At 39.9% G+C, this 19,316-nt stretch carries 18 protein-coding genes, 1 tRNA gene and 2 rRNA genes; 11 read left to right on the top strand and 10 right to left on the bottom strand.

Translation table 11 applies throughout. The features are described 5' to 3' along the window. Nucleotides 1–28: 28 nt before the first annotated feature. The 6 genes from ABC374_RS22645 to ABC374_RS22620 all read left to right on the top strand — a co-directional run bounded on the left by ABC374_RS22645 (nt 29) and on the right by ABC374_RS22620 (nt 4,890). Entirely contained in the window at nt 29–427 is a 399-nt protein-coding gene (locus ABC374_RS22645; RefSeq protein WP_413019837.1) for an ArpU family phage packaging/lysis transcriptional regulator, read from the top strand. Further along, nucleotides 424–816: a hypothetical protein gene (locus ABC374_RS22640; protein WP_413019836.1), complete on the top strand. Its 393-nt coding sequence runs from the start codon at nt 424–426 to the stop codon at nt 814–816. The genes ABC374_RS22645 and ABC374_RS22640 overlap by 4 nt, the downstream gene beginning before the upstream one ends. 302 nt (nt 817–1,118) lie before the next feature. Further along, nucleotides 1,119–1,766 carry a hypothetical protein gene (locus ABC374_RS22635; protein WP_413019835.1) on the top strand — a complete coding sequence of 216 codons (648 nt, stop codon included), beginning with the start codon at nt 1,119–1,121 and terminating at the stop codon, nt 1,764–1,766. Further along, nucleotides 1,766–2,230 carry a hypothetical protein gene (locus ABC374_RS22630; protein ID WP_413019834.1) on the top strand — a complete coding sequence of 155 codons (465 nt, stop codon included), beginning with the start codon at nt 1,766–1,768 and terminating at the stop codon, nt 2,228–2,230. The genes ABC374_RS22635 and ABC374_RS22630 overlap by 1 nt, the downstream gene beginning before the upstream one ends. 168 nt (nt 2,231–2,398) lie before the next feature. Continuing rightward, nucleotides 2,399–4,147, top strand: coding sequence for a phage tail tape measure protein (locus tag ABC374_RS22625; protein ID WP_413019833.1), 1,749 nt, complete (start codon nt 2,399–2,401; stop codon nt 4,145–4,147). Beyond that, nucleotides 4,144–4,890 carry a hypothetical protein gene (locus tag ABC374_RS22620; RefSeq protein ID WP_413019832.1) on the top strand — a complete coding sequence of 249 codons (747 nt, stop codon included), beginning with the start codon at nt 4,144–4,146 and terminating at the stop codon, nt 4,888–4,890. Before ABC374_RS22625 ends, ABC374_RS22620 begins: the two co-directional genes overlap by 4 nt. Nucleotides 4,891–5,435: 545 nt before the next feature. Here the strand turns inward: ABC374_RS22620 and ABC374_RS22615 are convergent. The 7 genes from ABC374_RS22615 to ABC374_RS22585 form a co-directional block, all read right to left on the bottom strand. Further along, nucleotides 5,436–7,106, bottom strand: coding sequence for a hypothetical protein (locus tag ABC374_RS22615; RefSeq protein ID WP_413019831.1), 1,671 nt, complete (start codon nt 7,104–7,106; stop codon nt 5,436–5,438). Between the two features lie 33 nt (nt 7,107–7,139). Continuing rightward, nucleotides 7,140–7,604 carry a Panacea domain-containing protein gene (locus ABC374_RS22610; RefSeq protein ID WP_413019830.1) on the bottom strand — a complete coding sequence of 155 codons (465 nt, stop codon included), beginning with the start codon at nt 7,602–7,604 and terminating at the stop codon, nt 7,140–7,142. A gap of 230 nt (nt 7,605–7,834) precedes the next feature. Next, on the bottom strand, nt 7,835–8,014 hold the full coding sequence (locus ABC374_RS22605; protein ID WP_413019829.1) for a hypothetical protein: 180 nt from the start codon (nt 8,012–8,014) through the stop codon (nt 7,835–7,837). 12 nt (nt 8,015–8,026) lie between these two features. Further along, complete coding sequence (locus tag ABC374_RS22600) at nt 8,027–8,659, bottom strand: hypothetical protein (RefSeq protein ID WP_413019828.1); 633 nt, start codon at nt 8,657–8,659, stop codon at nt 8,027–8,029. Between the two features lie 290 nt (nt 8,660–8,949). Then, complete coding sequence (locus tag ABC374_RS22595) at nt 8,950–9,612, bottom strand: replication-relaxation family protein (RefSeq protein ID WP_413019827.1); 663 nt, start codon at nt 9,610–9,612, stop codon at nt 8,950–8,952. Next, nucleotides 9,612–10,760 carry an FtsK/SpoIIIE domain-containing protein gene (locus tag ABC374_RS22590; RefSeq protein WP_413019826.1) on the bottom strand — a complete coding sequence of 383 codons (1,149 nt, stop codon included), beginning with the start codon at nt 10,758–10,760 and terminating at the stop codon, nt 9,612–9,614. Before ABC374_RS22590 ends, ABC374_RS22595 begins: the two co-directional genes overlap by 1 nt. Nucleotides 10,761–10,770: 10 nt before the next feature. Continuing rightward, on the bottom strand, nt 10,771–11,043 hold the full coding sequence (locus ABC374_RS22585) for a hypothetical protein (RefSeq protein ID WP_413019825.1): 273 nt from the start codon (nt 11,041–11,043) through the stop codon (nt 10,771–10,773). Between the two features lie 392 nt (nt 11,044–11,435). Between ABC374_RS22585 and ABC374_RS22580 the strand changes: the two genes are divergently transcribed. Continuing rightward, nucleotides 11,436–11,666: a helix-turn-helix domain-containing protein gene (locus ABC374_RS22580; RefSeq protein ID WP_413019824.1), complete on the top strand. Its 231-nt coding sequence runs from the start codon at nt 11,436–11,438 to the stop codon at nt 11,664–11,666. 18 nt (nt 11,667–11,684) lie between these two features. Then, nucleotides 11,685–11,921: a hypothetical protein gene (locus ABC374_RS22575; RefSeq protein ID WP_413019823.1), complete on the top strand. Its 237-nt coding sequence runs from the start codon at nt 11,685–11,687 to the stop codon at nt 11,919–11,921. A gap of 93 nt (nt 11,922–12,014) precedes the next feature. On the opposite strand, the gene ABC374_RS22570 is transcribed toward ABC374_RS22575, so the two are convergent. Next, a tRNA-Ala gene (locus ABC374_RS22570) sits at nt 12,015–12,087 on the bottom strand. 114 nt (nt 12,088–12,201) lie between these two features. Continuing rightward, nucleotides 12,202–12,909: an MgtC/SapB family protein gene (locus tag ABC374_RS22565; RefSeq protein WP_101223535.1), complete on the bottom strand. Its 708-nt coding sequence runs from the start codon at nt 12,907–12,909 to the stop codon at nt 12,202–12,204. 152 nt (nt 12,910–13,061) lie between these two features. Between ABC374_RS22565 and ABC374_RS22560 the strand changes: the two genes are divergently transcribed. After that, nucleotides 13,062–13,961 (top strand): DMT family transporter, encoded by a 900-nt coding sequence (locus ABC374_RS22560; RefSeq protein ID WP_413020425.1) that lies wholly within the window; start codon nt 13,062–13,064, stop codon nt 13,959–13,961. A 32-nt stretch (nt 13,962–13,993) separates the two neighbouring features. Here ABC374_RS22560 and ABC374_RS22555 read toward each other — a convergent pair whose 3' ends face one another. Continuing rightward, complete coding sequence (locus tag ABC374_RS22555; RefSeq protein ID WP_101223533.1) at nt 13,994–14,179, bottom strand: hypothetical protein; 186 nt, start codon at nt 14,177–14,179, stop codon at nt 13,994–13,996. Between the two features lie 434 nt (nt 14,180–14,613). Between ABC374_RS22555 and ABC374_RS22550 the strand changes: the two genes are divergently transcribed. Further along, a 16S ribosomal RNA gene (locus ABC374_RS22550) occupies nt 14,614–16,164 on the top strand. Between the two features lie 176 nt (nt 16,165–16,340). Continuing rightward, nucleotides 16,341–19,273, top strand: a 23S ribosomal RNA gene (locus ABC374_RS22545). The 16S and 23S rRNA genes sit together here, the layout of an rRNA operon. The last annotated feature ends 43 nt before the right edge of the window (nt 19,274–19,316 follow it).

Genomic DNA, 19,316 nt, shown 5'->3' with positions numbered 1-19,316 from the left:
CTGAATTATATCACGAAGGTGGGATTGTATGAAACAGGAAACTTTATCTTTTGTTGAAATGAAGATCCTGAATGGCGCCGAATATAAGACCCTACAAAGGATGGTAAAGGAGCAATTAAAACTTTACCGTGCATTGAAGGTAAGGCTGCATAACAAGCGAGAATGTGAAGCAGCTGGAGTAGGCCGGTTATTTCCTTCTCTTCGTGAGAATTACATTAAGGATGATTTAAAAGTTAAACAGATTGATAGGGCTTTGACAGACGGATTAGATGCTGTGGAACGTGAAATCATTGAGCTTAAATATCTCCAGTCATCTATTCCTACAGATGTTCAGGTGTACATGAATATGTACCTGGAAAAAACAATCTATTACCAGAAAAAGAAATCAGCTGTTATCTCCATTGCTTATGCACTTGGGATGATATGAAGGCAGTGGAGTTATCTGCTACAGAAAAGAAGGAGATCCGGAAAGCTCTTGAGCAAGTGTTTGAGAGCTATAGGCTTTATCAATTACTGATTGGTTCCAAGGGATATATTGATCAGCAACCATATATGAGGTCTTTCTGTGAAGGGATAGACCAAGCTGTTAGTCGGCTGCCGGCTCGAGAAAAGCATTTGATTATGGAGCGATATCTAAACAACGAGAGTGATTACATAACAGATATAGAGATGTATACGCATCGTATGAATCCATCTATAAGTTCAAGGACATACGGGGTGTATAGAGACAGGGCCATGCTTAAGTTAGCAATCTATTTGAATATAAACACTGGAATTAAACACAGTGCATTCCTTCAAGATGAAGGAGCCTTTTAAGGAGTTGATTGTATGGTCCATTGGGACCGGCAAGGCCGATGTGGAGAGTAAAATACACCGCCCCCCTAAAAAGTTTCACCAATTTTTTTCAACCCGGGGACCGGGGAGGGGGCCCAACTGTCTAAATTTTTGTTTAATTTCTCGCGTATATAGGGGGGGTTAGGCAAGAAAAGTCAATGATGAAGAAGCTTTTAGGTTAGAAAACGATGTAAATAATGCAATAAAAGGTCAAAAAAACATTAAAAATAGTCCAATTATAAGAGCTTTTTTGAATATGTAACTAAAAATGGAGGTTTTAACAAATGGAAAACACGAATTTAATCGATGTAAATCAGTATTTTATTGAATCAGAAAAGGTTATTCAAATTGTGAAGGATCGTGAAGAAGAATTACGCCGTACATTACCAGCGAAATATAAGTTAGAGATTGCTAAAGAATCGTTAGAAAAAGCCGCAACGCGCGAGAGTTATGAGAAACTCCAAAACACGATAAAAAACCTTGAATATGAAATTAAATTTGGTAATAATTCCATTCCAGCTATTCCAGAAGAACATCAAAATAGAATAGCGTTTAATCGTGTACATGAAGAAGAACAAATTGATATAGAGATAGCTAAACAAAAGGAGCTGCTTCTTCAAATTCTAGACGGGTTAGAAAATCCATTGATGAATGTTCTGACCAATATCGAAAATTTAGAAGTTCGTAAGTTAATTGGTACGAAGGTTGATATTTTGCTTGATGAAAAAATTACAAAAGATCCCCGTATCCATAGCCCATTTAGAAGCGTGAGTTATTTATCTTTTTCGGCAGGAGAGAGAAATTCGAAAAGCGCACGTGAAAAAGGTGAGGAATTATTCAAAGCATTAAAAAAAATAGCAACAGAACCCACAATATCGAGTGGGTTACCAAAACCATCACTTTTTAAAAGAATCTTAGGAGGAAATAAATAATGAGCCATTATGAATTTGAAATAGCAAAAGCAGAAAACCGTACACCATTGTTTTATTATCCATTTAGTGTGAAAGCAAAATCAGATTTAGCGAAAGTGCTATTGGCAAGACATTTCTATAAACAAACCACCAGCTACTATTTATCATTCAGAAACGAACATATGAAATTTTTTAATGAGGAAAATATGAAAAAATTATCTGGAAGATATACATTTCATTATGATGATCCAAAGGAAACTGAAGGAGTACGAATTTCTTTAGTGAAACAAGGAGCGCTTAAGACATTAGCAAAACAGGGAATTGATGGATTCAAACATTTTGACACTGATAAAATAATTCATGCGGTAGCTTTAACGGAAGGAACAGATTTCGAAATTATCATCGGTGAACGTGTGGAAATTGAACAGCCAATAAAATTAACTTTTGATGATATTCCTGATTTAATGGGCATCAATGAAGTTTGATGACATTAAAGGATAGTAAGGAGGGAGATTCTTGAAAAAACTCGTCATCAAATTAAACATAAACGGTAAGAAAAAGAAGTTTAAGGCTCCTAATAATGAAGTGGGTTTCATTGTTATTCAATAAGCCCACCCCATTAAAGAGCAAGCAACTGATTGAGGAGTGAAAACATGGAGAAAATTGAAGGATTATCTATAGGGCTCGGTTTGGATACGTTAAAACTTGATAGCGGATTAACTGATTTGAAAGGAAAATTAAAATTAGTTAATAGCGAAATGAAAGCTAATCTTTCTGCATTTGATCGTGCTGATAAGTCTTTAGAAAAATATGAAACTCGTTTACATGGTCTAAATAAGAAATTGGAAGTCCAAAAGGCTATTACAGATAAAGCCAAAACAAGTTATGAAAAGATGGTCAAGGATCACGGTTTGGGCTCTAAAGAGGCAGACGATGCAGCCAAAAGCTATAACAATGAAGCAGCTGCACTAAATAACTTAGAACGTTATGTAGGTAGTGTTCGAGATGAATTAAAAAAGCTAACAGATGAACAACGATTTGCAGAATCCAGTTGGGGCAGAATGAGCAAAAGGTTAGATGAAACAGGTACAAGATTGACTAGTATAGGTGACAATTTGCTAGGTGTTGGGAAATCAATATCATTGGGGGTTACTGTTCCACTCTCGGTACTTGGCAGTCTTGCTATTAAATCAGCCAGTGACTTTCAAAAATCCCAAGGGAAAATGCAAGCCTCATTAGGATTAACAGCTGATGAAGCTAAGAAAATGAATGGTGCCGCTAAAAATATCTGGGAAACTGGATTTGGTGAAAACATGGAGGAAGCATCCCAAGGAATTATTGATGTTAAGAAAAACCTTCAAACAATTACAGGAAAAGAATTAGAAGCTGTGACTCGCCAAGCCTTTATATTGCGTGACACGTTTGGCTATGACATTCCTGAATCTACAAGGGCAGCTAAGTCCTTAATTGATAACTTTGGTGTAGACGCCGCAAAAGCAATGGATTACATTACTGTTGCTTCTCAAAAAGGCGGAGATTATTCTGAAGAGCTTTTAGATACCATTAGTGAGTATTCAGTTCAGTTTAAGACAGCAGGTATGGATATTGGCGGAATGTTCAACATCCTCATTCAAGGTGCTCAAAATGGGGCCTGGAATCTTGATAAAGTCGGAGATGCTGTAAAAGAGTTTTCCGTTCGTGCAGTTGATGGTTCTAAGACTACTGCAGCAGGATTTTCGACTATAGGATTAAATGCTGATGAAATGGGCAAAAAGTTTGCCGAAGGTGGAGATTCAGCTGAAAAGGCTTTTATGGCTACAGTGGCGGCCTTATCATCTGTGGAAGACCCCCTAGAACAACAACAAGCTGGGGTGGCCTTGTTTGGAACTCAATGGGAAGATGTACAGAAGAATGTCATTGGTGCTCTTAACCCAACAGTGGATATGCTAGGAAATGTAGAAGGAGCTACAAAAAAGGCTGGAGAAGCTTTACAAGATAATTTTAGTGACCGTGCTATCAAGGAATTACGTAATTTAGGTGCTTCACTTATGCCTCTAGGAAATATTCTGTTAGATAAGATTCAACCTGGGTTAGAAGGTGCATCCGAACATATTAAAGAATTTACTGAATGGATGGAGAGTCTTTCACCAGCAGGGAAAAATGCAGTCATAACTATAGGAGCCATAGCATTGGCGGCTGGACCAGTAGCTATTGGATTGGGAGCTGTAGTGAATGGTGTCAGTGCCGTGACAGGGGCATTGGGCAAGGGGATTGGAACTTTAGGTAGGTATCAGGGCTCTCTGACACTGACTAGAAGTTCAACGCATTTAACCAATTTATCTATAGAGGAATGTTCTTCTTGGGAAGATCCTTTCTTCGGAAGTGGAGTGATATCTGTATGACTTTAATAACTGGAGTCCGATTCGATAACTATGTCATAGTAAGTTGCGACAGCTCATATCAACTGGTTTATTACGATATGGAAACGGGTGAGGAAATCGATACCCACTTTAGTAAGCTTGATGAAACAAAAAGCAAGGTGAAGAAATTAACGAATAAAGTGCTATATGGAATGGGTGGGACGGAACAAGGACACGAATTAATTCTTGATAGGGTAGCAGACAAATTACAACCTAATGATGATATAAACAAATGCCGTCAAGTCATTTGGGAAGTGGTACAGGAATTAACTGAAAGTGATTACTATTTTAAATCTATTTTAGAACAGGATAGTATTGGAGGTAATTTAGTGGGGTTTAATCGGGATGGTACATCCTCACAATATGTAATGATGATAGGCAAGGAAACTCCAAACTCATTCGAAAACTTACCTGATAATTTTTCTATGCTAAATCCGTATGGTTTTAAGGAATATATAAGCGGTCACGTTTTTGGTCTGGGAAATCCGCACGGAAAAATGGATTTTAAAACGATATCAAAAACAGTCCAACTTGTACACGGTACCCTTTCATATGTGAATCCTAACTATGTATCGTCAGATTGTACTCTTTACATTATAAAAAAAAGAAAGAAAAAAGGTGAATATCAGTATCAGTTTGAAAAAACAACCGTGGATACTTCCTATTACCAGACGCAACTGCCTAGCCAAAAGGAAGTTGAAGCATGGTTATATCAAAGAATGTAAATGCCAAAAAGGAGCCGATGATATTTTTGGCTCCTTTTTTTATCCTCTATTCAAATTTTTGATGGGTTATCTTCTTCAACAGAATAATTTTGAATGCTCTTTAAAATACTATTAGAGAAGAATTTATTCTGGTCTCCACAATGCCGTAGAGACCAGGCATACATTCTTAGAGATTAACCTCTTGAAAAGGTGGTGATCACTTGGATTTAATAAGGATAATAGAACTTTCTTTCATGATTTTTTTTAGTACAGCAAATCTTGTGCTAACACTCTGCATCTTATTCTTAAAGTAATCTAATCAAGAGGCAATACCCTTTTGCCGAGGTGTGGTGAGACACACTTCGGTTTTTGTTATTGACGCATAATGCGTTATCGCTGTTTTCTTATTGTATGATGTACTCGTTTTGAATATACAAGTAAAATTATATAAAATAATAAGATTTTACTTAGTGTGAGTGTAGAGGATTAAAAAAAGCCCTTCTCTTAGTGAAATGGGCTTTTTAGGAGAAAACTGGATTTCGATTTTTATGATAGTAAAGAATCATTCAAATTGTTTCTTTATTTTCAAATTTCTTTTTTAAATTTTCTTTTTTTAATACAACTAAACCATATTCCTTGTGAAGGTCTATAATCTTATCTTCAATATATGCTTTACTTTCTTCAAAATCATAGTCATCATATTGTAACAAAAGAATTTGAGGTTTTATAATGAACCTTATTTGCAAAGTAAAAATAAAAATAAGTTTAGAGAAACAATAATTGAATGAGACAGAACTAAATGGAATACTTAACATAAAGTCATTGACCATCCTTTCGTCAAGGATTGAACAAAAATCAATAAACTCATGTCCACTAAAAGATTTTTTTGGATATAGTTTTGAATAAATATCATCTATAGCATTTTTTAACGTATATTCATCAGTATTTTTAACAATCATTTTTATTAAGTGGCCGGCGCATTTATAATGCCCAAGCTCGACAGCCTTTATTGAGCATAGGAGATATAATCTTATCATTGATGCTATATCTGTACTCTTATGAACGAACATTAAGTTAACAATATCTGTTAATAACCTAATATCATTTTTGTTAATGGCTTCAAATAAAAACGTCGTATATAATGTGAATACTTCTTCACTAGAAAAAGATCCAGTAGAGTTAACATTAGCTTCCTCAGATAAATCATTTAAACTTCGTAATAAAGCTACATCATCCCAATAATTGCTATCACTAAGAATATTAGTTAATGACTTTACAGATTGTATATAATAATATTGTGTATCTTTCAATGAGGTATTTAAATCATCATAATTAATTATATTTGTTTTTAGATATACTTTATAAAAATTTTCTGTAAACTCGTAGGGACCGACAGTTGCACTTTTGAAAAAAGTTATTATTTTTTCTAAATCTTGGGTTTTTCCGTTTTTTGCAGTATATTCAGCTAATAACTCTATGTTTCTAAGTATACTGTGATAAATCTCAGAGTACTTTTCTAAATTGAGTCCTGTTATATATTCAAAATTGGATCTTGTTGTATTTTTTATAAATGTATCCAACTGATCAATTAACAACTTTAAGCTAGTAGAAAAATCTTTCGGTAGGTTATATTTTATTTTGGATATTAGTATTTGAGATGTAATTTGCATGCAATTATCAACTGTGTTAAGTTGAGAAATTAACTTGCGATTTTGTAGCTTATTATAGAATTTCCATATTTTCATGGCTAATTTGGAATTTTGCATTATTCCATTAGAAAAAAGGTCGTTTGTTTGTTTCTGAATTTGTAGTAGTAGTACAAGTTTTTTATTAGCTTCAGTTAAGTGATTTAAATGAACATCAAATACGTAAAAAATATTAATTGAATTAAATATTTCTAAATATATTTTAATGAGAATAAAAACCCATAGCAGAGTAGAAACTATTAATATGGAATCAAATATAAACGAATTAATGTTAATAAAATGATCAATATACAAAAGTACAGAAATTAAAATAGTTAAAATAATAAAAAATGTGGTTTTTTTATTATTCTTTTTTGAACGTAAGTATGAATATGTAATATCTTTTCTTTCCTTATATGCAAATAAATACAAGGTCAAACTAAGCGGAACTAGGATTTTTAAACCGGTAGGTAGGTGATCTTTTAATAAGGCTGCATTTTCAGAAGTAAAAGATATTAAAGCACTGATAAAAGAAATTAATGAAAAAAGCAAATTGCAACTCCTTTCCAATAAAAATAACGGCCGTTAGACCGTCACAGTGTTAAAATGATTATAAATATCTTTTTTTGGTATTGTTATATTAGTTGATATAAATGGAGGCAAGTCACCGCGAATATCCTTCCAAGGACCTTCTTCATGAGTTTTTTTCTCTAACTCTTTCCCATTATATGACTTATACGTTTCCCAAACAGCATCTAAAACTTTTTTATAGTTTTCTTCAATTTCAGCATCCATGTTTTCAGTACCACTCTTGTTTATCTCCATAAATTTATAATCACTATACAGTCTATAGATTTCAGGTACTACAGGTCCATGTGCCCAAGCCTTTATTTCTTCTTCAAACAAAGGATTACCAAGACCGTGTTTTGCAAGGAAATGACCTTGTGCAAAATAAAGAAGTTTCTGTAATTTTAAGTTAGTGATGTTTTCATTTGTGCCGGGGATACTTTTAAAAATAAAGTATTTAGCTACCTGATTTGGATGTAACATTAAAATCCCCTCCCTTAACTATTTTTTCGACATATAGGGCCTAAATTCCTGCCGATTAAATAACAATAATAAGTTATTGTTATTTAAGAAACAAATAAATTATTACATTATATGTGTAACTTATCAATTAGTTTTTTAAAATATTGAAAAAGTTAGTTTGCCTTAGGATGAAGGGTTAATCATCCGAACTAACTCCGTAATATCATTATCCTCGTTATAAATTACTTCATCTATCCTGAAATATCACTGGCAGCAAACTTAATTTTAATCTGCTGAATCCATTCGTAAGCCGCAATAGCTGCCGTCCAGTCAGGGTCCTTTTTAAAGTCTGACTTTAAGACAAGGAAGCTTCCACTTTGTAAAAAATTTGTTCCTTTTGAATGTAAGTAAAGCTTGATGTTAATGTTCAATCTTCCACCTCATTACCTATCCCACGTTCCATCATTGTCTAAATCTCTATCTGTACCACCTTTGTCATAGTCCCACGTTCCATCTCCATCGGTATCCCGGTCTGTACCTCCTAGATTATAATCCCAAGAGCTGTCGTTATCCAAATCCCTGTCGATCCCACCTTGGTTATAGTCCCATGTAGAATCATTATCTAAATCCCTATCAATGCCGCCTTTATCATAATCCCATGAACCATCATTATCTTCATCACGGTCGGTACCACCATTATGATAATCCCAACTACCATCATTATCTGTATCTCGATCAGTCCCACCAACCGAGTCATCTTCATATGGATCTGTTTCAATGGTTACGTCTGATTCTGATTCATCTTCGGACTCTTCATAAAACTCATAATCAGATTCAGTTTCAATTTCTTCTTCATAAACATCATCTTCTGATAGTTCTTCTTCTAATTCAGATAATTCTTCTTCTAAGAGATCTTCTTCTTCAGTAAACTCATCTTCTTCCGTTATATCCACTTGTTCATCCTCTGGTTCAACCTCAACTTCCACCTCTTGTTCTACATCCTTTTTCTCTTCTACAGGTTCACTTGAACTGCAGGCAGATAATAATAACACGAATAAAATCATAAATCTTTTCATTTATTGCACAACCTTCATTTCATTTTTTTATCCAATTCGCCTTTATATCCATCCCCAATTCTTCTGATGTACAAAATGTCTCCGGGAATGAAGGTAACGATCTATTGTTTATAATCCACTTATCGCAGCTCTGCTGATTTCTACTTTTAATAAAATGAAATTTTCTCTGCTAAAATGACCTTTAATTGAATTCTACAAACTTCACCTCAAATAACTATTCCACTTTCCAATAGAAAATTCCTGTTTATTTTTTTATCTATAAGGGCGCTGGAATTCAGCACCCTGTATATCTATCCGATCGAAACTTTTATCCCTTCTGTTTTTGGAGGAGTTTTTTTTATATCCTGAGTTCTGAAGGCAAAGGAAAGGAAATGCTTAATATTCTGAACTTGAAAGAATTGAACGGCTGAATGCTGCGGTAAAGTGTATCTGGTATCGGTAATCAAAATGATTTTAGGAAACACCTTTTTACCTTCTGGTTGCCAATGTTCATGCTGCCATTCATTACTCATGTAATAAGAGACATAGCGGTTAAACTTTTCATTCATAATCTTTTCGGAATAGATAGAACGTTGAATTTCCACAAAGAACGGAGCACGCTTCCAAATCATGAAAGTATCCGGCTCCATGTATCCTTTTCCGTATTTAGGTTCAACAATGAAATCTTGTGGAGGCTCAATGTTTAATAGAGATTTGTAAAACTCAACGATTTTCAAAAAGTGGGGAATCTTAGCAGAATCTTTCTTTATAGGAGTTGGTGAAGAAAAATAGGTGTAAGGTTGTTGGGCAGCATTCACTTCTATATGTCCATCCCTTCTTAACCTTTTCATAACAGTATTACAGCATGTGACGGGGTTCTTTAATCCGGAAAAGTGAAGGTCGATAATATCATTGCGTGTCATGCACCGGAAACGGTCTAAATCAGCCAGTATATTTTTATCACGTTTTCTCATCAGTCTAACACCCCGAATACATCGTCTTTTTTCGGTTGAGGCTGTTCTGTGGTCCCAAAAGAGGGCAAATCATCTGCCGACTGATACGCCTCCAAAATCTTCTCAACATTATTCTCGTCTAAATAAGGGGCTTGAATCTCTGTTAGTTCATCAAGTTTTAATAAAAACTTACCAGGTTGTTCTTTTTTTATCTTTTCACTACCGGGCGTTTCCCCGATCATAGCATTTCGGAGATCCACAGTTCGGAATCCCATTCTAACTGATAAAAGGCCACGAACATCGGTACTTAGAATTTTGTGTGAGGGACGTTGCATCGATAATATGAGGTAAATTCCGTAAGCTCTGCCCAGTGATGCTATTTGAAGCAAATCAGACATAATGTCATTATCGGTAATCATTACAAACTCATCTACACAAAGTACGATATAGGGTGGTTTTTTGTCTTTAGGAAGCTTGTTAACGTGCCTTACACGATTGTTTTTTAGTAATTCCCCTCGTTTGATTAATTCAGCTTTCAGTGTCCCCAGAATAGGAGCGAAATTCTTCACTTGATAACTGACGCTTTTTACGTGGTCAACTCCTTCGTATACACATAATTCATTTTGTTTAAAGTCGGCCAGGTGGAGATGTAACTCAGAAGGTGAGTAAAACTGTATCAGGGTTGTTAAGATAACGTGCAGGATAGAACTCTTACCGCTCCCTGGTTCGCCATAAATCAGGAGATTAGGGTTATTTGTCGCATCATAAACTTGAATGGCGCCACTGGCATCTTTACCAGCCACGATTGGCATATGATACCCTGCTTCTTTAGTAAAGGCTTCTATCTCTTTATAGTTGTATTCCAACTTAGGTTGAAGAACAGCCGCAAACACCGTAAGGGTGAATTTCTTATTATCGCCTTTCAGTTCAATGCGTTCCCCAAATACTTGTTTAAAACAAAACTCTTTTTTCTTGATTTCCTTGGGATCCATACCAGTTGGGATTGTGAATACATAAGTAAGTTTCGTTTTCTGAATATCTACAGCGTGGATTTTTGGATAGACAAGTCCAGAGTTAGAACTGTAAGAATAATGATTTCCTACTTCACCGTTTCGAAAGGCTTTCATTAAGGAGGCTTTTGCTTGTTGTTTTGCTAACCACATCTTCATATTTTCCACCTCAAAATAAGAATTTTAAATCATTCACCAAAAACCAAATGGCAGCAGCACCGGCTATAGGAAACAATATACGAAGGAAAGCAGATAGAAAGGCGGCTATTGAAACATTCCCTGTGTCAGCTAATGCTTTTTCAATTAGGGCAATTAAGAGGATTCCTGCAGCTATTCCTATAAATATAGGGTCAATCATTGCGGCAGGATTAAGGGGAATAAGGGACAGAACGGGGACGCTCCTTTTAGGAATCGATTTCTTCTTGATTTTCTCTTTATTCATAAAGGCTTTAAAGGGTATTACCTCGGTTCTTAGACCATCGTCCAGGTATTAGGTGTGTCATGTTGTTTTCTTCCTCTCTACAAGGCTTTTTTGTTCGAAAAAAAGTTATTTTCCCCCTCTCGCCTCTCCCCCTATCCACTCGCCTCCCGGCTCCTTCTTAACACTTCTTTTCTTTCTTGTTATATCAACCTGTATCCATTCATTACCTTGATAAGCTTACCTTGATAGATAACTTGGTAAATACTTTGGCTGGCAGCTGCTAACTACCAAATTAGGTACCTTGATAAAGCCTATGTGGAACTGGTTGTCCATGTTTCCTATAAATAAAAAAAATATTACATGTAGGAATTTTAGACGGGCTTATAGAAATACTTCGTCATGGAGGGGAAGGCATGATAGAAAAAGGCTTAGGTAAACCACGTTCGAGGTTCGGTAAATTCATGGATGTTAATTCAATATCACAAAAGGAGCTCTCTAATCAGAGTGGAGTTAGCAATAGTACGATCAGCAGGCTTTGTCTTCCAGAAGAGCATGCACCAAATATGAAAAATGGTATTCGACTTATTAATGCTCTTAATGAGGCTGGATATAAAGTGAGTTATGAGGATTTTTGGGATATGTAAGTTAAAGGGGGGATTTGCTTGAAAATAAAACAAGAATTAATTGTTACTGGAATTTCATTAGATGGTTTTGAAATTCCAGTACCTGAGGGGTTATCTGAAATACTTAATAATGCTGGTGCTTGGGTTTATAAAGAAAAGGTAGAAGAAGATGGTGATAACCCTCTAAAGGATTACGATCGTAAGGTTGTTTTAGAAGATGGGAAATTACGTACCTATCTTACTTATAAAGGTAAAGATAATTTAAATAATTTTTGAATTTACATCAGTTTTACATCAGTAGGATAAATTTTGATTTTTTTAGACATAAAAAAACTCCTAGAACCATTGGGGTTCTAAGAGTTTATAGTATGGAGCATAGCGGGATCGAACCGCTGACCTCTACGCTGCCAGCGTAGCGCTCTCCCAGCTGAGCTAATGCCCCGAATTAAGGTACAATAATTATTTTATCGGATTTTGGCGAAAAGTCAATATAAAATATGAGATTTTTGCAAAAATGATAAAAAAACCGTTTGAGGGTAATCAAACGGTTTTTTTATTATGCATTTTCGATTTCTACTCTTTCAATCTCCTTAAGGTTGGAAACAGTGTAATACACTTCCGATGTTCTGACTTTATGATCGACCAGCACTTTAAGTGTCAAAAGGTGATTGTCATTTGCGACATCTTTGATTCTAAGGTTTTTGATGAATATTTTTTCGTCTTTGATTTTTTTCAATACGACGGCAATGTCATCTTTATTTTGTACGACCAGCTGCAGAAAGATTTCTTTTTGCCGTAACTTCATCGGTCCTAGCCAGGTGACGATTGCGGGCACCAATTCGACACTTATGATCAATAGGATGACGCCTGCAATGGCCTCGAGGAAAAATCCAGCTCCAACGGCGATTCCGATTCCTGCAGCTCCCCAGATGATGGCGGCTGTCGTTAAACCGGATATGCTGTTGTTGTCCCGCCGGAGAATGACGCCAGCACCGATAAAGCCTACGCCAGAAACGATTTGGGCAGCTAGACGCAAGGGATCCATTGTGATATTTACGTCATCGCTCCCTGGGAACTTATAAGCGGATTCCATGGAAACGATCGTTAATAAACAGCTCACGATTGAAATGACCAGGCTTGTTTTTAATCCTACGGGTTTTCGCTTCATTTCTCGCTCGAGTCCGATAATTAGTCCAAGTAGAGCTGAAATTCCCAATTTGATAAGGATTTGCAGTTCCGATTGAGGGTCGAATGTCCATTCCATTTTGTTTCACCACTTCCGAATTATTATCGAAGAATAAGATCGTCTGTTGCCATATACCCGTTTTTCAAAAAAAACTACCCTAATGATTTTAACATAGTAAAATAGAGTTCAATGAAATGTAATTCCATTTGAAAGGAGGAATTTGAGTGCAAATGCCAAAAGTGAATCCCTATGTAGCGTTGGCAATCGGTGTGGCATCCGTATCGTTTTCGGCCATCCTTGTTAAATTGGCCACCGCTCCATCGGGTGTTATCGCTTTTTACCGTTTATTATTTACCGTCTTACTTATGTTGCCGTTTTTCTTGATGAAATACCGTCATGAACTTAAATTCATTGAAAAAAAGGATTGGCTATATTCGATTGTGGCAGGCGTGTTTTTGGCTTTTCATTTTATTTTATGGTTTGAATCGCTTAATTACACGTCGGTCGCGAGTTCAACTGTGCTTGTCACCCTCCAGCCTTTATTCGCTTTTACCGGAGCTTACCTGTTTTTTAAAGAAAGATTTTCAATGAAGGCGATATTGAGCGGCATCATTGCAATAGCAGGCAGCCTCGTCATTAGCTGGGGCGATTTGAGAATTAGCGGTATGGCGCTTTGGGGAGATATTCTTTCGCTTATCGCATGTGCGCTGGTAACCGGTTATTTACTGTTTGGTCAAAATGTTCGAAAACGTATCTCTTCTATAACATATACATTTGTCGTGTATGCAATCAGTGCTGTTGCATTGTTTTTCTATGTGATCTTCAAGGGAGAGGCATTGGCGCCTTACCCTGCTTCCGATTGGGTTTATTTCGTTTTGCTTGCGATTTTCCCGACTTTATTAGGTCATTCTTTATTCAATTGGTTACTAAAGTGGTTAAGCACTTCGACGCTTTCGATGGGAATCTTACTTGAACCGGTGGGGGCTACAATTCTGGCTTACTTCATATTAGATGAACCGATACTCTGGACTCAGGTCCTGGGAGGCACCATCATATTGGGTGGTTTGATGATGTTCTTAAAAGATGAAAAGAAAAGCAAGGTACATGAAGAAGCGCAAGTTTCCGTATAAAAGCAGTAAGTCTCCCGACTTACTGCTTTTATTTAATAGGGGTGAAACAAATAGGTGATCCGTGTGAAAACCAAAGCGAAAGTAAAGCTGAATAAAAACGTCGTACCATTCACCTTGCCTTTTTCTCTGCTGAACTTGATGGCTTCATAATAAGCGGTACTGAATAAGTAAAGGGTCATACTGTAGGAAATGAGTAATCCGATTAATGGCAGATTCATTGCTTCACCTCATGGAAAAAGATATCTATATATGACTATTTGTGTTTCTTTGGAAATATGCTTCGTTTATTCATAAACCATTGAGCTTGGTCCAGAAAGCAGGGATAAGGGTGTGTTGGTGTAAAGGATATATAGAAGAAAATAGGTGAAACGTTTTTTTTTGAAAAAGTTTTAAAAAACGTATTGCAAACATTTTTTGTACATGGTATATTATTTCTTGTCGCTAAGACAGCAACTTAAACAGCTAACAAGCTGTGAAAAACATTTTAAAAAAAGTTGTTGACGAAACGTGACGGAATGTGTTACATTATAGAGGTCGCTCCTGAGAGAAACGACAACAAATTGCTCTTTGAAAACTGAACAAAACAAAGCGCCAACGTTAAATTTTAAGTGAGCACACACTATCAAAAAAGCAAATGAGCAAGTCAAACATTTCTTCGGAGAGTTTGATCCTGGCTCAGGACGAACGCTGGCGGCGTGCCTAATACATGCAAGTCGAGCGAATCGACGGGAGCTTGCTCCCTGAGATTAGCGGCGGACGGGTGAGTAACACGTGGGCAACCTGCCTATAAGACTGGGATAACTTCGGGAAACCGGAGCTAATACCGGATACGTTCTTTTCTCGCATGAGAGAAGATGGAAAGACGGTTTACGCTGTCACTTATAGATGGGCCCGCGGCGCATTAGCTAGTTGGTGAGGTAATGGCTCACCAAGGCGACGATGCGTAGCCGACCTGAGAGGGTGATCGGCCACACTGGGACTGAGACACGGCCCAGACTCCTACGGGAGGCAGCAGTAGGGAATCTTCCGCAATGGACGAAAGTCTGACGGAGCAACGCCGCGTGAACGAAGAAGGCCTTCGGGTCGTAAAGTTCTGTTGTTAGGGAAGAACAAGTACCAGAGTAACTGCTGGTACCTTGACGGTACCTAACCAGAAAGCCACGGCTAACTACGTGCCAGCAGCCGCGGTAATACGTAGGTGGCAAGCGTTGTCCGGAATTATTGGGCGTAAAGCGCGCGCAGGTGGTTCCTTAAGTCTGATGTGAAAGCCCACGGCTCAACCGTGGAGGGTCATTGGAAACTGGGGAACTTGAGTGCAGAAGAGGAAAGTGGAATTCCAAGTGTAGCGGTGAAATGCGTAGAGATTTGGAGGAACACCAGTGGCGAAGGCGACTTTCTGGTCTGTAACTGACACTGAGGCGCGAAAGCGTGGGGAGCAAACAGGATTAGATACCCTGGTAGTCCACGCCGTAAACGATGAGTGCTAAGTGTTAGAGGGTTTCCGCCCTTTAGTGCTGCAGCTAACGCATTAAGCACTCCGCCTGGGGAGTACGGCCGCAAGGCTGAAACTCAAAGGAATTGACGGGGGCCCGCACAAGCGGTGGAGCATGTGGTTTAATTCGAAGCAACGCGAAGAACCTTACCAGGTCTTGACATCCTCTGACAACCCTAGAGATAGGGCTTTCCCCTTCGGGGGACAGAGTGACAGGTGGTGCATGGTTGTCGTCAGCTCGTGTCGTGAGATGTTGGGTTAAGTCCCGCAACGAGCGCAACCCTTGATCTTAGTTGCCAGCATTCAGTTGGGCACTCTAAGGTGACTGCCGGTGACAAACCGGAGGAAGGTGGGGATGACGTCAAATCATCATGCCCCTTATGACCTGGGCTACACACGTGCTACAATGGATGGTACAAAGGGCTGCAAACCTGCGAAGGTAAGCGAATCCCATAAAGCCATTCTCAGTTCGGATTGCAGGCTGCAACTCGCCTGCATGAAGCCGGAATCGCTAGTAATCGCGGATCAGCATGCCGCGGTGAATACGTTCCCGGGCCTTGTACACACCGCCCGTCACACCACGAGAGTTTGTAACACCCGAAGTCGGTGAGGTAACCTTCATGGAGCCAGCCGCCTAAGGTGGGACAGATGATTGGGGTGAAGTCGTAACAAGGTAGCCGTATCGGAAGGTGCGGCTGGATCACCTCCTTTCTAAGGATAATTACGAGAGCGCTTTTGTTTTGTTCAGTTTTGAATGAGTAATTCATTCAAATAGGAAAGACAAGCATCACGATGTGATGGATTCTTTCTGCTTTGTTCCTTGAAAACTAGATAATAGATAGAAGGCAATTAATTTTTTTCAAAGCATCTGTAAGATCTTTTTTAACGGTTAAGTTAGAAAGGGCGCACGGTGGATGCCTTGGCACTAGGAGCCGATGAAGGACGGGACTAACACCGATATGCTTCGGGGAGCTGTAAGTAAGCTTTGATCCGGAGATTTCCGAATGGGGAAACCCACTGTTCGTAATGGAACAGTATCTTTACCTGAATACATAGGGTACTGAAGGCAGACCCGGGGAACTGAAACATCTAAGTACCCGGAGGAAGAGAAAGCAAACGCGATTTCCTGAGTAGCGGCGAGCGAAACGGAATTAGCCCAAACCAAGAGGCTTGCCTCTTGGGGTTGTAGGACACTCAACATGGAGTTACAAAGGAACGGGGTAAATGAAGTGATCTGGAAAGATCCGTCGAAGAAGGTAAAAACCCTGTAGTTGAAACTTCGTTCCCTCCTGAGTGGATCCTGAGTACGGCGGGACACGAGAAATCCCGTCGGAAGCAGGGAGGACCATCTCCCAAGGCTAAATACTCCCTAGTGACCGATAGTGAACCAGTACCGTGAGGGAAAGGTGAAAAGCACCCCGGAAGGGGAGTGAAATAGATCCTGAAACCGTGTGCCTACAAGTAGTCAAAGCCCGTTAATGGGTAATGGCGTGCCTTTTGTAGAATGAACCGGCGAGTTACGATTTCATGCGAGGTTAAGTTGATAAGACGGAGCCGCAGCGAAAGCGAGTCTGAATAGGGCGAATGAGTATGAGGTCGTAGACCCGAAACCAGGTGATCTACCCATGTCCAGGGTGAAGTTCAGGTAACACTGAATGGAGGCCCGAACCCACGCACGTTGAAAAGTGCGGGGATGAGGTGTGGGTAGCGGAGAAATTCCAATCGAACCTGGAGATAGCTGGTTCTCTCCGAAATAGCTTTAGGGCTAGCCTCAAGATGAGAGTATTGGAGGTAGAGCACTGATTGGACTAGGGGCCCCCAACGGGTTACCGAATTCAGTCAAACTCCGAATGCCAAATACTTATTCTTGGGAGTCAGACTGCGAGTGATAAGATCCGTAGTCGAAAGGGAAACAGCCCAGACCACCAGCTAAGGTCCCAAAGTATACGTTAAGTGGAAAAGGATGTGGAGTTGCTTAGACAACCAGGATGTTGGCTTAGAAGCAGCCACCATTTAAAGAGTGCGTAATAGCTCACTGGTCGAGTGACTCCGCGCCGAAAATGTACCGGGGCTAAACGTATCACCGAAGCTGTGGATTGACACCGTATGGTGTCGATGGTAGGAGAGCGTTCTAAGGGCGTTGAAGTCAGACCGGAAGGACTGGTGGAGCGCTTAGAAGTGAGAATGCCGGTATGAGTAGCGAAAGAAGGGTGAGAATCCCTTCCACCGAATGCCTAAGGTTTCCTGAGGAAGGCTCGTCCGCTCAGGGTTAGTCGGGACCTAAGCCGAGGCCGAAAGGCGTAGGCGATGGACAACAGGTTGATATTCCTGTACCACCTATACATCGTTTGAACGATGGGGGGACGCAGAAGGATAGGGTAAGCGCGCTGTTGGATATGCGCGTCCAAGCAGTTAGGCCGGAAACGAGGCAAATCCCGTTTCCATTAAGGCGGAGCTGTGATGGCGAGGGAAATATAGTACCGAAGTTCCTGATTCCACGCTGCCAAGAAAAGCCTCTAGTGAGATGTAAGGTGCCCGTACCGCAAACCGACACAGGTAGGCGAGGAGAGAATCCTAAGGTGTGCGAGAGAACTCTCGTTAAGGAACTCGGCAAAATGACCCCGTAACTTCGGGAGAAGGGGTGCTTTTTAGGGTGAATAGCCCAGAAAAGCCGCAGTGAATAGGCCCAGGCGACTGTTTAGCAAAAACACAGGTCTCTGCGAAGCCGCAAGGCGAAGTATAGGGGCTGACACCTGCCCGGTGCTGGAAGGTTAAGGGGAGAGGTTAGCGCAAGCGAAGCTTTGAACCGAAGCCCCAGTAAACGGCGGCCGTAACTATAACGGTCCTAAGGTAGCGAAATTCCTTGTCGGGTAAGTTCCGACCCGCACGAAAGGTGTAACGATCTGGGCACTGTCTCAACGAGAGACTCGGTGAAATTATAGTACCTGTGAAGATGCAGGTTACCCGCGACAGGACGGAAAGACCCCGTGGAGCTTTACTGCAGCCTGATATTGAATTTTGGTACAGCTTGTACAGGATAGGTAGGAGCCTGAGAAGCCGGAGCGCCAGCTTCGGTGGAGGCGTTGGTGGGATACTACCCTGGCTGTATTGAAATTCTAACCCGCGCCCCTTATCGGGGTGGGAGACAGTGTCAGGTGGGCAGTTTGACTGGGGCGGTCGCCTCCTAAAGAGTAACGGAGGCGCCCAAAGGTTCCCTCAGAATGGTTGGAAATCATTCGTAGAGTGTAAAGGCACAAGGGAGCTTGACTGCGAGACCTACAAGTCGAGCAGGGACGAAAGTCGGGCTTAGTGATCCGGTGGTTCCGCATGGAAGGGCCATCGCTCAACGGATAAAAGCTACCCCGGGGATAACAGGCTTATCTCCCCCAAGAGTCCACATCGACGGGGAGGTTTGGCACCTCGATGTCGGCTCATCGCATCCTGGGGCTGTAGTCGGTCCCAAGGGTTGGGCTGTTCGCCCATTAAAGCGGTACGCGAGCTGGGTTCAGAACGTCGTGAGACAGTTCGGTCCCTATCCGTCGCGGGCGCAGGAAATTTGAGAGGAGCTGTCCTTAGTACGAGAGGACCGGGATGGACGCACCGCTGGTGTACCAGTTGTCTTGCCAAAGGCATAGCTGGGTAGCTACGTGCGGACGGGATAAGTGCTGAAAGCATCTAAGCATGAAGCCCCCCTCAAGATGAGATTTCCCATGGCGCAAGCTAGTAAGATCCCTGAAAGATGATCAGGTTGATAGGTCAGAGGTGGAAGCATGGTGACATGTGGAGCTGACTGATACTAATAGATCGAGGACTTAACCAACGCTTTTTAAAAATGAAATACCTTCTTATTATCTAGTTTTGAA

The organism is Peribacillus phoenicis (assembly GCF_047238085.1).
Taxonomy (GTDB): Bacteria; Bacillota; Bacilli; order Bacillales; family DSM-1321; genus Peribacillus.
The sequence above is the reverse complement of the archived record's forward strand: the minus strand, read 5'-3'. Positions and strand labels throughout refer to the sequence as shown.

Coding starts and splice junctions, on each gene's coding strand:
- ABC374_RS22645 (WP_413019837.1), top strand. CDS start 29: ATGAAACAGGAAACTTTATCTTTTGTTGAAATGAAGATCCTGAATGGC.
- ABC374_RS22640 (WP_413019836.1), top strand. CDS start 424: ATGAAGGCAGTGGAGTTATCTGCTACAGAAAAGAAGGAGATCCGGAAA.
- ABC374_RS22635 (WP_413019835.1), top strand. CDS start 1,119: ATGGAAAACACGAATTTAATCGATGTAAATCAGTATTTTATTGAATCA.
- ABC374_RS22630 (WP_413019834.1), top strand. CDS start 1,766: ATGAGCCATTATGAATTTGAAATAGCAAAAGCAGAAAACCGTACACCA.
- ABC374_RS22625 (WP_413019833.1), top strand. CDS start 2,399: ATGGAGAAAATTGAAGGATTATCTATAGGGCTCGGTTTGGATACGTTA.
- ABC374_RS22620 (WP_413019832.1), top strand. CDS start 4,144: ATGACTTTAATAACTGGAGTCCGATTCGATAACTATGTCATAGTAAGT.
- ABC374_RS22610 (WP_413019830.1), bottom strand. CDS start 7,604: ATGTTACATCCAAATCAGGTAGCTAAATACTTTATTTTTAAAAGTATC.
- ABC374_RS22600 (WP_413019828.1), bottom strand. CDS start 8,659: ATGAAAAGATTTATGATTTTATTCGTGTTATTATTATCTGCCTGCAGT.
- ABC374_RS22595 (WP_413019827.1), bottom strand. CDS start 9,612: ATGAGAAAACGTGATAAAAATATACTGGCTGATTTAGACCGTTTCCGG.
- ABC374_RS22590 (WP_413019826.1), bottom strand. CDS start 10,760: ATGAAGATGTGGTTAGCAAAACAACAAGCAAAAGCCTCCTTAATGAAA.
- ABC374_RS22585 (WP_413019825.1), bottom strand. CDS start 11,043: ATGAATAAAGAGAAAATCAAGAAGAAATCGATTCCTAAAAGGAGCGTC.
- ABC374_RS22580 (WP_413019824.1), top strand. CDS start 11,436: ATGATAGAAAAAGGCTTAGGTAAACCACGTTCGAGGTTCGGTAAATTC.
- ABC374_RS22565 (WP_101223535.1), bottom strand. CDS start 12,909: ATGGAATGGACATTCGACCCTCAATCGGAACTGCAAATCCTTATCAAA.
- ABC374_RS22560 (WP_413020425.1), top strand. CDS start 13,062: ATGCCAAAAGTGAATCCCTATGTAGCGTTGGCAATCGGTGTGGCATCC.
- ABC374_RS22555 (WP_101223533.1), bottom strand. CDS start 14,179: ATGAATCTGCCATTAATCGGATTACTCATTTCCTACAGTATGACCCTT.